The organism is Bradyrhizobium sp. SZCCT0148 (assembly GCF_018129985.1).
Classification (GTDB): Bacteria; Pseudomonadota; Alphaproteobacteria; order Rhizobiales; family Xanthobacteraceae; genus Bradyrhizobium; species Bradyrhizobium japonicum_H.
In genome coordinates this window covers 1,246,299-1,260,098 of record NZ_JAFCKT010000001.1, presented here as the reverse complement: position 1 = coordinate 1,260,098, position 13,800 = coordinate 1,246,299, and the positions used below count along the sequence as shown (strand labels likewise).

Sequence of the window (13,800 nt, the reverse complement as noted above, 5' to 3'; positions counted from 1 at the left end):
CGTCACGCGCGATGTTGATCGCGCCTTGGATTTTGCCTTGCTCATGAACTCCCGGGAAGCCGCTTCGCACTTTCCCGGATCATGCGCGTAACGCGGACCCATTCCGCGAGACCAGAGAACGACATGCGCGCCGAAATCGAACGGTTGGTAGAAGAGATCAAGCAGTCAGTCGGGCTGCTGAGGAGGCATCTTTGACGTCGAGAAATCGACGGCGCGCCTCGCTGAGCTGAACAAGCTCGCAGAAGATCCCAACCTCTGGAACGATCCCCAGAAGGCACAGAAGCTGATGCAGGAGCGGACCTCGCTCGAGGATTCGCTTGGCGGCATCGGCAAGGTCGAGCAGGAGCTCGAAGACGATATCGGCATGATCGAGCTCGGCGAGGCCGAGGGCGATGCCGGCGTGGTTGCTGAGGCCGAAGCCGCGTTGAAGACTCTCAAGAAGGAAGTGGCGCGGCGCGAACTCGAGGCGCTGCTGTCGGGCGAAGCCGACCGGTTCGATTCCTATCTCGAGGTCCATGCCGGCGCCGGCGGCACCGAGAGCCAGGACTGGGCGCAGATGCTGCTGCGCATGTACACACGCTGGGCCGAGAACCACGGCTTCAAGGTCGAAGTGCTGGAAGAGTCCGAGGGCGAAGAGGCCGGCATCAAGTCCGCGACCATCCAGGTCTCCGGCCACAACGCCTACGGCTGGCTGAAGACCGAAGCGGGCGTGCATCGCCTGGTGCGCATCTCGCCGTTCGATTCCAACGCGCGGCGACACACCTCGTTCTCGAGCGTTCAGGTGTTTCCCGTCATCGACGACAGCATCAAGATCGACATCAAGGAATCCGACGTCCGCGTCGACACCATGCGTTCGGGCGGCGCCGGCGGTCAGCACGTCAACAAGACCGAATCCGCGGTGCGGCTGACCCACATTCCGACCGGTGTCGCGGTGGTCTGCCAGGCCGGCCGCTCCCAGCACAAGAACCGGGCGCAGGCCTGGGACATGCTGCGCGCTCGACTTTATGAAATGGAGCTGAAGAAGCGCGAGGAGAAGGCGGCCGCCGACCAGGCCGCCAAGACCGATATCGGCTGGGGCCACCAGATCCGCTCCTACGTGCTCCAGCCCTACCAGATGGTGAAGGATCTGCGCACGGGGGTGCAGACCTCGGACACCTCGGGCGTGCTCGGCGGCGATCTCGACGACTTCATGGCCGCAACGCTGGCGCAGCGCGCCTTCGGCACTCCCGGTGCCGACATCGAGGACGTCGATTAGCATGGCACGCGTCGCCTTCATCGGGCTCGGGCGGATGGGTCACGGCATGGCCGGCCGCTATCTCGATGCCGGCTTCACGGTAACGCTGTGGAATCGCAGCAAGGCCAAGGCGGAAGATCTGATCGCACGCGGCGCGCTTTGGGCGACTTCGCCCGAGGACGCCGCGATCGATGCCGATGCGGTCGTGACCATGGTGGCCGACGACGAGGCCTCGCGCGCGGTGTGGCTCGGGCCGAAGGGCGCGGCGAAGACGGCGAAATCCGGCACCATCGCGATCGAATGCTCCACCGTCTCCCATGACCATGCGCGCGAGATGGGGCGTGAACTCAACGCGCGCAGCCTCATCTATATCGATTGCCCCGTAACGGGTTTGCCCGATGCGGCCGCCGCCGGAAAACTGACGCTGCTGGTCGGCGCCAATGCGGCTGACCTCGATCGCGCGCGGCCGTATCTCGCGCCGATCGGCTCGACCATCCGCCATTTCGGACCAGTTGGCGCCGGCACGGTCTACAAACTCATCAACAACCTGATGGGCGCAATCCAGATCGCCGGCCTTGCCGAGGGCCTTGCCATCGCCGAGCAGGCCGGGCTCGACATGAACCTGGTGCTGGAATCGATCCAGGCGGGTGTGGCCGCAAGCCCGCAGGTGCAGCGCCACTCCAAGCGCATGGTCGCCCGCGATTTCAGCGGTGCGACCTTCACGACAGCGCTGCGGCACAAGGATGCCGCCTATGCGGTGAGGCTCGCCGAGAGCCTTTTAGCCGACAAGCCGCTGGTCGCGCGCGCCGCGGTCGACTCCTACGCGCAGGCGAAAGCCACGATGCCCGATGACGACGAAGGCCGGATGATCGAGCTGGTGTCGCGGCCGAAGAAGCCGTCCTAGGGTCCGGACTCAATTGAGCCAGTAAGCACAGGCAGCCGCGATCAGGACGCCTGAGAGGTAGTTTGCGGCGAGCTTGTCGTATCGGGTTGCGACACGTCTGAAGTCCTTAAGTCTACACCACATGCGCTCGACGCGGTTTCGATCTTTATAGGCATGATGTCGTAGGGAATCGGGTCGCGGCGCGAGGTTGTTGAAGGGATGACGGCCTCGGCGCCGCGTTCGGCGAGGCGACGCCGCAGGTGGTTTGCATCGTACCCCTTATCGGCCAGGAGCCTTCGGAAAGGGCCTGCAGCTTGGATCAAGGCCTCAGCCATGCTGATGTCGTTGATGTTTCCGGCGCTGAGCAGCAGGACGCGAGGCTTGCCGCGATCATCGACCAGGCCGTGGATCTTGGTCGTCCGGCCACCACGCGAGCGGCCTATTGCTTGGGAGAAGGCCCCCCTTTTGCGCCGGCGGCGGAGCGGTGCGCTTTGACGTGGGTGGCATCGATCGCCGCTCCGTCAAAGATGCCATTATGCCCCGTCAGAGCTTGGAACATCTGCAGCCACAGACCCTGCCGGCTCCACCGGTTGAAGCGATTGTAGACCGTTGTGTAGGGCCCAAACTCAGGAGGGCAGTCGCGCCATCGCGCCCCACTCTTCAACATGTGCACGATCCCCGAGATTACTCGGCGATCGTCCACCCGATGCGCACCTTTGCGCCCCCGCGGCAGCAGCGGCTCGATCCGAGACCACTCCTCATCACTCAGCCACTGAACCTGCTTTGCCATCTCCAAGGCTCCTCCCGGAATCCTTGAATCAGCAACTCAACTCCAACGCCAGACCTTATTGAGTACGGACCCTAGGGCGGGACTCATGGAGTTCAGCTTGGCAAGGCAAGCGGACGTCTTCGCTGTTGAAGGCGTTCGGTTGCTTGTGACCCATTTGAGACATCCAGCCCGCTTGCTTTCCACTGAAGTTTCGTCAATATCGGTGGCATGACTATCGTCGTGATCATGTTCGCGAACTTGTGGTGGCGCTCCACTTAGGAGCGGCACGGCTTTGTCATTCACCCAACCGTCGCCGCCGTTCATCGGCTTGCGAGGTTGCCTGCATCGACAGTCCGATTGAATGGCGGTTCTTATCTGGAGAACCGTGATGCAACATTCGTCAACCGCACTCCCTGTTATCTTGACCGGCGACAGAACCACCGGTCCGTTGCACCTGGGGCACTACGTCGGTTCGTTGAAGAACCGCGTCACCCTACAGACGACGCACCAGCAATATTTGCTGCTGGCGGATGCCCAGGCACTCACGGACAACGCGCACAATCCTGGTCGGGTGCGTGACAATGTCCTTGAGATCGCGACAGACTACCTGGCTGTCGGGATCGACCCGAACCTGACCACGATCTGTCTTCAATCGCATCTCCCGGCACTTGCCGATTTGACCCTGCTGTACATGAACTATGTCACGGTGGCCCGGCTTGAGCGCAACCCAACCATCAAGGACGAAATCCAGGCGCGAGGTTTTGGCAGAGATATACCAGCAGGCTTTCTATGCTATCCCGTCGCCCAGGCCGCCGACATCACCGGTTTCAAAGCGACGATTGTCCCGGTTGGGGAAGACCAAGCTCCATTGATCGAGCAAACCAATGAGGTCGTTCGCCGCATCAATCGCCAAGCTGGTGTTGACGTGTTGCCCGAAGCCCGCGCGCTTATTCCTCGCATCGGACGCCTTCCAGGCATCGACGGCAAAGCCAAAATGAGCAAGTCGCAGGGCAACGTTATTCAGTTATCAGCCACGGTCGATGAAATACGTGAGGCTGTCCGGCGTATGTTCACTGATCCAAACCATATAAAGGCATCCGACCCGGGTCGCGTCGAAGGCAACGTTGTTTTCACGTACCTGGATGCGTTCGACGAAGATCACGTTGCGGTTGAGGATTTCAAGGCACGCTACATCCGTGGCGGTTTGGGCGACAGCATTGTGAAGAAACGTCTGGATGACGTGCTGCAGGCGCTTCTCGCGCCAATCCGAGACCGTCGCCGCGCACTCGCTCGTGATCCCGGCTATGTGCGCCAAGTCGTCAAGCGTGGCACAATGCGAGCGCGGGAGATAACAGATGCCACTTTGCGCGATGTTCGTGCCGCGCTTGGTCTATTTGCCCTAGATTGATCGGATTGGGGGCCAGCCGGGATATGGCCCATAGCAGACCAATCGCGGCATGATGTGCGAGGGCACGCTTTTGACCGTCAGCCGACATCCAGCGACCGTCGCTGATCAGCCGCGGTATCAGCGCGAGACTGGTATCGGCGCTGCCCGACCTGCATACCCGCGAAGGGAGTGTGCGGACCTGAGGAACCAAACATCCAGATGGCCGTTACGGCGTCAGCGGACGAAATAGGGAGGAGGAGACCGTGTCCGAGAAGCGCCGCAGAGTGAAGCAAACCATCTCCCTCGAAGCGCGCCTCGTCGACGAAGCCAGGCGCCTGCGCGAGGAGGCCGAGCGCCTTCCCCCTGGACATGCTCGTGATGAAACCCTTCGCAAGGCCCGGCAAGCCGAGACCGGATCGCACATGAGCGAGTGGCTCGACTCGCCTGGTCTCAGGCCTCCAGATTAGGAACATAAGGAGGCGCGCTATTTACGGCGACGCCGTAGCTGTTGACCTGCCGGGATGCGACGACCGGGTTTGGGAGCGCTACTCGTCCCAAACGCGGCCACCGCATTCGCACACGAACAAGCGCACGGAACGGCCATTGGTAGGATCGAGAAGGTGCTGGACGAGACGGGGGAATGAACCGCAGCGGGAACACGTCGGCGGTAGCTTTTCCTTCTGGCGACTTTCGGTCAGTGACATCAGTTACGCTAGCATTCCGGGTCACCTTATGATGCCCGGCAAACTACGGGAAGTCGACGGGAGTCGCGTTCGCGTCTGGGTCACGCCGACTTGGTCGGGCCTGCCGCTCGAAGCGTCGGCTTCGACAGGCGCGGACTATTGGCACAAGCGCGTCGGGATTAGTGACGCTCCCGTAGACGGCGCATCCGCTTGCCTCGGAGAAGGCGCCGAGTGGGAAAATCGCGCACCACACCAAAACCACTTGTGCCTCAGGTAGAGGGAAACGCGGTGAAGCTGGCGATCAATGATGGTCGCGATCCCTGTGCAGGTGCAGTCCCGACGGTTTTCCATCGATGAGGCGAGAGGCGGTTTGCAGCAGTTGCTCCTGCGTGAAAGGCTTCGTCAGCACCGTTGCTTGGGCGAAGCTTTCCGGCAAGGCCTGGCGGCCGTATCCCGTCACGAACGTGAAGGGAGTTTGCCGACGCGTCAACGCCGCAGCGATTTCGTCGACGGCCTCTCCTCGCAAATTGCCGTCGAGCAACGCGGCATCGAACGAGCCTTGCTCGACCGCGCGAAGAGCCTCCTTGACCGAACCAACCGGTCCTTCGACGATTACGCCGACGCTTTCCAGGCCCGATACGATGTCGAGCGCGATCAGTGGCTCGTCCTCGACGATCAAGAACCGCTTGCCACTGAGCGGCTCGGCCGGCGCGGACTGACGAACGCTTCGCGGTCCCAAGGAGTTCGGCGCGACGGGCCTGCGCTCCTCTGCGCCCGCGAACCTCCCCACGGTGAGCGGCATCACGATTTCCCAGCGGAGACCGTCCGCTTCCGCAATCATGTGCGAGATTCCGCCCTCGCTTTTCGCAGTCTGCTCGATCAGGGTCGTGCCGAAGCCGCGTTTGAGCGGAGACTTGACCGGCGGTCCGCCGCGCTCGCGCCATTCCAGCCTGAGCTTGTTGTCGTTGACCGACCAATCGACACTCACGGCCCCCTCCGACCGAGACAGAGCACCATACTTGACCGAATTGGTGCCCAGTTCGTGCAGCATGAGCGCGAGATGAAGCGCGACCTGCGGCTCAAGCTGCACCGGCGGACCAGAGGTGAGGATGCGGGACGCTTCGTGCGCCGCAAGCTGATCGCGCACGATCTCCTGGAGATCCGCGTGCTGCCAGCCCGATTGGCTCAGAAGCCCGTGCATGCTCGAAAGCGACTGGATGCGCCCGCCGAAACTCGCCGCGAACTCGGTCGGGTCTTTCGCGCGCCTGAGCGTTTGTTGAGCGATCGCCTGTACGACGGCCAGCATGTTCTTGACGCGATGGCTGAGCTCGCTGACCAGCAGACGCTGCGTCTCGTCGTGCCGTCTGCGCTCGCTGACATCACGGGCCGACCCGAACCACTCAACGATCTCACCGGCTGCATCGAATACCGGCACGGCGCGTGACTGCACCCAGGCGAGTGTGCCATCGATCTGCCTGACCTGGTGTTCGTATTCGAATGGAGTCTTCGTCCGGATCGCTTCGCCGATGGCGGACATGACCTCCGGCTGTTCGTCCGGATGGATGTAGGTCTGGAGCCAGGTAGCGCTCGGATCATCCGTGTCGTGGATCGAATCCTTGCCCTTGAGATTGTGCATGACGCTCCAATCCGGGCTCATGCGATAAACGATGTCCGAGGTCGCGGTCACGAACGCGCGGTAGCGTTCCTCGCTTTGGCGTAGACTTTCCATAACCTCGCCGCGCACGCGCGCGATCTTCAGATGCGCGTCGACGCGTGCCACCAGTTCGCGAGCGGTGAACGGCTTCACGATGTAGTCATCCGCGCCGGCGCCGAGGGCGTCGACCTTGGTCTGCTCGCCCGCGCGCGCGGACAACAGAACCACGGGTAAGGACCGGGTGCGCTGGTCGGCGCGCAGACGTCTCAGCAATTCCATCCCGTCTACGCGTGGCATCATCACGTCGCTGAGCAGGAGATCAGGCAACTTTTGCGCAATGAACTTCAGTGCGGCCTCGCCGTCCGGTACCGCCTCGACGTGATACTGTTCGCGCAGGATGCGCGTCAGGTACTCACGCATGTCGGCGTTGTCGTCCGCCAGCAGGACGAGCGGACGCTGCGCGTCCGGCACCTCGGTCCGGTCCACGGGCAGCGCGACCTCGATGATGTCCTCCGGTACCGGGAAGGCATCGGGCAGCCAACGCAACGCTTCCTCGATGAAGGGTTGAGCGCTGAGGCCCGTCGATGCCTGTGTGCGGACACCACCGATCTGCGTCTGCGGCAGATGCGCCGATCCCGCAGGTATCATCACCCTGAATGTGCTGCCCTTGCCCAACTCGCTATCGACGGTCACGTCGCCGCCATGCAGTCGGGCAAGCTCCTTGACCAGCGCGAGCCCGATGCCCGAGCCTTCATATGTCCTTCCCTTTGCGCCTTCCACCCGATGGAAGCGCTCGAACAACCGGGGCAGTTCAGCGGGCGGGATGCCCGTTCCAGTATCGGCGACGACGAGCTCAAAGCCACTACGTTCGCGTCGCAGCGAGACCTCGATCCTGCCGTCGAGCGTAAACTTGAACGCGTTTGAGAGGAGATTGAGGACGATCTTCTCCCACATCTCGCGGTCGACGAAAGCGGCTTCCGCAATCGGTGGGCAATCCACGGCCAGGGCCAGGCCCGCCTTCTCGATCGCAGAACGAAATTCGCTGGCGAGATGCGCGGTCGTCTCTGCCAGGTTGGTCGGCTCATAGACGGCCTGAACGCGCTCCGCCTCGATCCGCGAAAAGTCGAGTAAGGTATTGACCAACTTGAGTAGCCGCAGGCCGTTCCGGTGGACCAGATCCATCTGATCGAGATACGCTGCCGGAATCGTCGCGTCGGCGGCCTGGCGCTTCATCTCCTCGAGCGAGCCCAGCATCAATGTCAGAGGCGTCCGGAATTCGTGACTGATGTTGGAGAAGAACGCCGTCTTGCCGCGATCAATCTCGGCGAGCGCTTCCGCGCGTCTGCGCTCGGTTTCCAGTTCCCGCTGGTTCTGTTCGGCCCTGACTCGCTCGGTGACGTCCATTCCCGTCGGCACCACGACGGACACGCGTCCGGACGCGTCGCGAACCGGCATGCAGGCGAAGTCGACGATATGTTCCGAGCCGTCGCCCCAGAAATAAAGGGACATTCCGCGGAATGGTTCACCGGCGATGGCCTGCTCAACCGCGCTGCGGACCCACGCCATCACGTCCGGCGAGCGATTCCACCAGCCGCATTCCCAGAACGGCCGGTCGAGTACGTCTGCACGCTTGAAGCCGCACACCTCAAGGGCCGACCGGTTGATGTCGAGCACCGTTCCGTCCAAGCGGAGACGCGCGGCGAACAGGCCCTGATCGTAGACCGCCTGGAATTGCTCCGTAGCCTCCCGCAGTTGCCGGTTGGCTTCCTGCAGTTCTTGCGCCCGCAGCATGATGTCCAGCCGCATCGCCTCGTCCGCCGCGGCGGTCGTGCGGTCGCCACGGGTGATGTCAGTGACGTCTTCGACGCGGTGGATGATGTATTGCATCCGGCCATCGGAGCCGATCACCGGAGCATTCAAGGGCGACCAGTAGCGCTCCTCGAAGACACCGTCCGGCCGGCGGACGCCGTACTTCTGCACGGCCATCGCATCCTGTCGGCGCTCGGTGAGAACCCGTTTCAGGGACGCGCGCAGGTTGAGTATGCCGGTCGCCGAAGGGTCGTCGGGACTGTCCGGAAAGACCTCGAACAGGCGGCGCCCCACGATCGCCTCGCGGTCGGTGTACGTTGCTCGGAGGTAGGCGTCGCTTGCGGCCAGGATCGGGAAGGTTTCGTCAGCGCCAAGAACGAGAAACGGAGCAGGGGAGCTCTCGAAGACCTTTTGAAAATCGACCATGACTTTCCGCGCAGGATTCGGGATACTTAGCTATATGCAGAAAAATGGAATGCTCGGCAGATCGTCAGACTTTCCGGCGAGACTGTAACCGGAGTTAACTCTCGGCCCGATTTCGAGTTCCTTTTGTTTGGAGCATGGCGCCAAGCGCACCGAAGACGGCGCTGCGTCCGGGCCAATCGGTCCCGAGAACACGCCCTAGCCGGCCAGCATCTCGCGGGACAAACTCATCGCCCGATTATATGCCGGCATCGGTTTCGCAAACCGGCATTCATCGGAAATCGGGTGGCGCTGTTCGCTGAATGGTCCTAGGCCAGCGGGCTCGACCGCCGATGTGAGAGCCCATGACCCCGATCGACAACAGGATCCACGCGCGAGACTGGTCGCTGCTCGCGCTCCTCTCGATCCTCTGGGGCGGCTCGTTCTTCTTCAACGGCGCGGCCTTGCGGGAATTGTCACCGCTGACGCTGGTATTCCTGCGCGTCGCGCTCGGTGCGGCCATTCTCCTGCCGCTGTTGCGCATGCAGGGGATCGGCTTTCCCAGGAGCATGTCAGACTGGACGCCGTTCATCGTGATCGGGCTGCTCAACAATGTCATTCCGTTCTCGTTGATCGTGATCGGCCAGACCTTCATCCCGAGCGGACTGGCGTCGATCCTGAATGCGACCACGCCGCTCTTTACGGTCATGGTGATGGCCGCGGCAGGTGAGGAGGCCTTGCAGATGCGGCGCGTTGCCGGCGTGGCACTCGGCCTTGCCGGCGTGATCGTCCTGCGCGGATGGGGCCTCGAGACGAGCCCGGGGCAGGGGCTCGGCATCCTGCTCTGCCTTGGCGGCGCGCTCAGCTACGGTTTTGCGGCGCTGGCAGCGCGGCGTATGCTGAAGGACGCAGCTCCGCTCGGCACGGCGACGTTTCAGCTGATGGCGTCGACGGTCATGATGGCGATCGTCGCCGGCGTGGTGGAGCAGCCCTGGCGTCTTCCGGTGCCGGGCCTGACGATCTGGCTCGCGGTGCTTGGCCTCGCGGGCCTGTCGACGGCGCTCGCCTACATCGTCTTCTTTCAGATCATACGGCGCGCCGGTGCGGCCAACGTCATGCTGGTGACGCTGCTCATTCCCGTCACCGCCATCCTGCTGGGATGGCTGGTGCTGGGTGAGCCGATCTCGATACGCGAGATCGCTGGTGCCATCGTCATCGGCAGCGCGCTGCTCGTGATCGATGGACGCATTCTCAATGTGCTGCGGCGCGTCACGTAGGTTCCGGATTCGCCGTTTCACCGCGCGGAAAATCGAAGCGCTTGCCAGCCGCGAACGGCCTTGCGACACTCCCGGCAAAACAAGACTACAAAACAGGGGAGAGACCGATGCCGGGCCGTCGCGAAAACCTTGCTGCCTTCGCCATTCTTGCCGGCGTGCTCGTCACGACACCGGCCTCGGCGCAGAAGAAATACGATCCCGGAGCCACCGACACCGAAATCAAGATCGGCAACATCATGCCCTATAGCGGGCCGGCGTCGTCCTATGGCGTGATCGGCAAGACCGAGGCCGCCTTCTTCAGGATGATTAACGACCAGGGCGGCATCAACGGCCGCAAGATCAATTTCATCAGCTACGACGATGCCTACTCGCCGCCGAAGGCGATCGAGCAGGCGCGCAAGCTGGTCGAGAGCGATGAGGTCCTCTTGATTTTCCAGCCGCTCGGCACGCCCTCGAACTCCGCGATCATGAAATACATGAACGCCAAGAAGGTGCCGCAGCTCTTTGTCGCCTCCGGCGGCACAAAGTTCGGCGACCCCAAGAACTTCCCGTGGACGATGGGCTTCCAGCCGAACTACCAGAGCGAGGGGCGAATCTACGCGAAGTATATCCGTGACAAGTTTCCGAACAGCAAGATCGCGGTGCTCTGGCAGAATGACGACGCCGGCAAGGACCAGTTCAAGGGCTTGAAGGATGGGCTCGGCGACAAGGTCAACATGATCATCGCCGACAAGTCCTATGAGGTCAGCGATCCCTCGATCGATTCCCAGATCGTCGCCTTGCACGATTCGGGCGCCGACATCTTCTTCTCGTGGGCGGCGCCGAAGGGCTCGGCGCAGGCGATCCGGAAGGTCGGCGAGCTCGGTTGGAAGCCGAAATTCTTCCTCGCCAACACGGCGACATCCATCGCCTCGGTGCTGAAGCCTGCCGGGCTCGACTATGCCAAGGACATCATCTCGACCGCCTACCTCAAGGACCCGACCGATCCGACCTGGGACAAGGATCCGGCCGTGGTGAAGTGGCGCGAATTCATGGACAAATATTATCCCGATGGCGACAAGACCAATGCCAACAACCTCTATGGCTATGTGCAGGCCGAGGCGATGGCGCAGGTGCTGAAGCAGTGCGGCGACAACCTCACGCGCGAGAACGCGATGAAGCAAGCCACCAGCCTGAAGAACTTTCACACCGACCTGATGCTGCCCGGCATCATGGTCAACACCTCGGCCGACGACTACTTCCCGATCGAGCAGATGCAGCTGATGCGTTTCAACGGACAGGCCTGGGAGCTGTTCGGCGACGTCATTACCGGCGAGGTCGGCCACGAACGCGGCCAGTAGTCAGGGCCGGATGCGCTTCAGCACCGCGCCGTCGCGACGCCGAGCACAGACATCCATCCTCGTTGAAATCGACCAGATGAGTTCAGCAGCGCGGCACGGGTGGTGGCGGCTTCTGAACTCCTCGCGGCGGGATGGGCGCCCGGCCCGCTGAGTAGAACCGAGGCGCACGTTAGCGCGCCTCGGCTTCCTTGCTCAGGGCATCTTGACGTGAGGCTCACGTTCCCAGACCCGCAATTTGGCGAGGCCGTCCACGAACGATTTGGCCGCTTTCGCGCTTGCGATCGAGATGCAGCCTTCGTCGAAATCGTCGGAGGCAATGCCCGCTTTTTCGAACAGCGGCAGCGCCGCATCCACGTAGCCGATGAACTTGCAATGCGCGAACGCGTCGGCGAGGAAATCGCGTGCCGAGGATTCCAGCAGCAGATCGCCCATCGCATCCGCAGCCGGCAGCAGCGCGACCGCGTCGTAGAGAACGGACGGTCCGCCGTCGATCATCTGATCGGCGTCGATCCAGCTGCCGTCGCTGGCTTTGGCGCCCGTCACCTTGGGCGCAATGATCTCGAAGGTCGCCCCGGCCTTGTCCAGGGCAGCCTTGAGCGCCTTAAGGATGCCTGCGTCCGAACCGTCGGTGACGAGGATACCGAGCTTGCGCCCCTCGAAGCGCTCCGGACCGTTTTCCACGATGCTCAGGGCTGGGGAAGGATCGAGATCCTGACGCGTGGGCAGGGCTGCATCGGCAGGTTTCGGCATCTTCTGCAGGCCGAGTTGTCTGCGACCTTGCTTGCCAGTGTCTCGTCGATGTTGAGGAGATGCGAGACCATACGCTCCCGGATCGCCGGAATTTTCACCTTGCTGAGCTCGAACGTCAGGGCTGCGGCAATGTGCGACTGCTCGCCTGCCGTCTGACTGATGAAGAACTGGCGGGCCTGGCTGTAGTGGTCGGCGAAGCTTTCAGCACGCAGACGGCGCTTTTCGCCTTCCACCACCTCGGGGAACGGCGTGAAACCGCGTTGTGGCGACTCTCTTGGTCCTTCACCGAAGGAGTTCGGCTGGTAATTGACGCGACCGATCGGATTGCGCATCGCCATGTGTCCGTCCTGCTGAAAATGAGCGAACGGGCATTTGGGCGCATTGATCGGGATGTGAGTGAAATTGGGGCTACCCAGCCGCTTCAGCTGCGTGTCGAGGTACGAGAAATTGCGCCCCTGGAGCAGGGGATCGTTGGAGAAGTCGATCCCAGGTGGAACATTCTGGGTCATGAAGGCGACCTGTTCGGTCTCCGCAAAGAAGTTATCCGGCATCCGATCGAGCACCAGCCGTCCGACCGGGACGGGCGGCAGAATTTCCTCGGGAATGATCTTGGTCGGATCGAGCACGTCGAACTCGAATTTATCGGCAAAGTCCTGATCGAACAGCTGAAGCTGCAGCTCCCATTCGGGGAAATTGCCGGTCTTGATCGCAGTCCAGAGATCGCGACGGTGGAAGTCGGGATCGGCGCCGTTGATCTTGACCGCTTCGTTCCACACGACCGATTGCAGGCCGAGCTTCGGTTTCCAGTGGAATTTGACGAAGGTGGATTCGTTCTTGGTATTGACCAGCCGGAACGTATGAACGCCGAACCCTTCCATGAAGCGAAACGAGCGTGGGATGGCGCGGTCGGACATCACCCACATGACCATGTGCATGCTTTCGGGGGTGAGGCTTATGAAGTCCCAGAAATTGTCATGCGCCGATTGGGCCTGGGGAAATGCGCTGTCCGGCTCTTCCTTCACGGCGTGGATCAGGTCTGGAAACTTGATGGCGTCCTGAATGAAGAAGACAGGGATGTTGTTGCCGACGATGTCCCAATTGCCTTCCTGCGTATAGAGCTTGACCGCAAAGCCCCGCACGTCCCGGGCGAGGTCGACCGAGCCCTTGCTTCCGGCAACGGTTGAAAATCGTACGAAGGCTGGGGTCTTTTCCCCCGCGCGCTGGAACAGGTCGGCCTTGGTGTATTTCGCGAGCGATTTGTAGGTTTCGAAGAACCCATGCGCCGCGTAGCCGCGTGCATGCACGACCCGCTCGGGAATGCGTTCGTGGTCGAAGTGGAAAATCTTCTCTCGGAAATGAAAGTCCTCGAGCAAGGTTGGCCCGCGGGGCCCCACTTTCAGCGAGTTCTGGTCGTCGGACACCGGGCCGCCCTGGGCCGTGGTGAGGACGCTCGCCTTGCCGCTTGCGGTCTGATGAAGTTCGCCGCCTTCGCCGCGTTCCAGCTTTTGGTCGTGGATGGTTACCGTCCTCGCGGTTACGCGAGTCGATTTCGTCGTCTTTGCCATCGTCAGGATCTCCCGGGGCGCCCATGGAGTCCTTAAAGCCGCCTGCG

The 13,800-nt window shown here is 62.2% G+C and carries 7 protein-coding genes and 2 pseudogenes; 6 read left to right on the top strand and 3 right to left on the bottom strand.

All coding sequences use genetic code 11. The annotated features are described in order from the left end of the window. The first annotated feature begins 123 nt into the window (after positions 1-123). A protein-coding gene (gene prfB, locus JQ580_RS06075; RefSeq protein WP_212278760.1) for a peptide chain release factor 2 occupies positions 124-1,255 on the top strand; the annotation gives its coding sequence in 2 pieces (ribosomal slippage) (positions 124-192 and positions 194-1,255; 1,131 coding nt in all). A gap of 1 nt (position 1,256) precedes the next feature. Then, positions 1,257-2,138, top strand: a complete 882-nt coding sequence (locus JQ580_RS06070; protein ID WP_212278759.1) for an NAD(P)-dependent oxidoreductase — start codon at positions 1,257-1,259, stop codon at positions 2,136-2,138. Positions 2,139-2,147: 9 nt separating this feature from the next. On the opposite strand, the pseudogene JQ580_RS06065 reads toward JQ580_RS06070, so the two are convergent. Next, positions 2,148-2,907: pseudogene (locus JQ580_RS06065) on the bottom strand (IS5 family transposase). 367 nt (positions 2,908-3,274) lie between these two features. Between JQ580_RS06065 and trpS the strand changes: the two are divergent. Together trpS and JQ580_RS06055 are read left to right on the top strand one after the other, a co-directional pair. Further along, positions 3,275-4,294 (top strand): tryptophan--tRNA ligase, encoded by a 1,020-nt coding sequence (gene trpS, locus JQ580_RS06060; RefSeq protein ID WP_212278758.1) that lies wholly within the window; start codon positions 3,275-3,277, stop codon positions 4,292-4,294. Positions 4,295-4,536: 242 nt separating this feature from the next. Then, positions 4,537-4,740 carry a hypothetical protein gene (locus JQ580_RS06055; protein WP_212278757.1) on the top strand — a complete coding sequence of 68 codons (204 nt, stop codon included), beginning with the start codon at positions 4,537-4,539 and terminating at the stop codon, positions 4,738-4,740. 517 nt (positions 4,741-5,257) lie between these two features. On the opposite strand, the gene JQ580_RS06050 is transcribed toward JQ580_RS06055, so the two are convergent. Continuing rightward, positions 5,258-8,845: a response regulator gene (locus JQ580_RS06050; RefSeq protein WP_212278756.1), complete on the bottom strand. Its 3,588-nt coding sequence runs from the start codon at positions 8,843-8,845 to the stop codon at positions 5,258-5,260. A gap of 341 nt (positions 8,846-9,186) precedes the next feature. Between JQ580_RS06050 and JQ580_RS06045 the strand changes: the two genes are divergently transcribed. Together JQ580_RS06045 and JQ580_RS06040 are read left to right on the top strand one after the other, a co-directional pair. Beyond that, a complete protein-coding gene (locus JQ580_RS06045; protein WP_212278755.1) occupies positions 9,187-10,098 on the top strand; it encodes a DMT family transporter in 912 nt (303 codons plus the stop codon). Positions 10,099-10,205: 107 nt separating this feature from the next. Then, positions 10,206-11,438: an ABC transporter substrate-binding protein gene (locus tag JQ580_RS06040; RefSeq protein WP_212278754.1), complete on the top strand. Its 1,233-nt coding sequence runs from the start codon at positions 10,206-10,208 to the stop codon at positions 11,436-11,438. 192 nt (positions 11,439-11,630) lie between these two features. Here JQ580_RS06040 and katE read toward each other — a convergent pair. Continuing rightward, positions 11,631-13,753, bottom strand: a pseudogene (gene katE, locus JQ580_RS06035) (catalase). Positions 13,754-13,800: the final 47 nt, after the last annotated feature.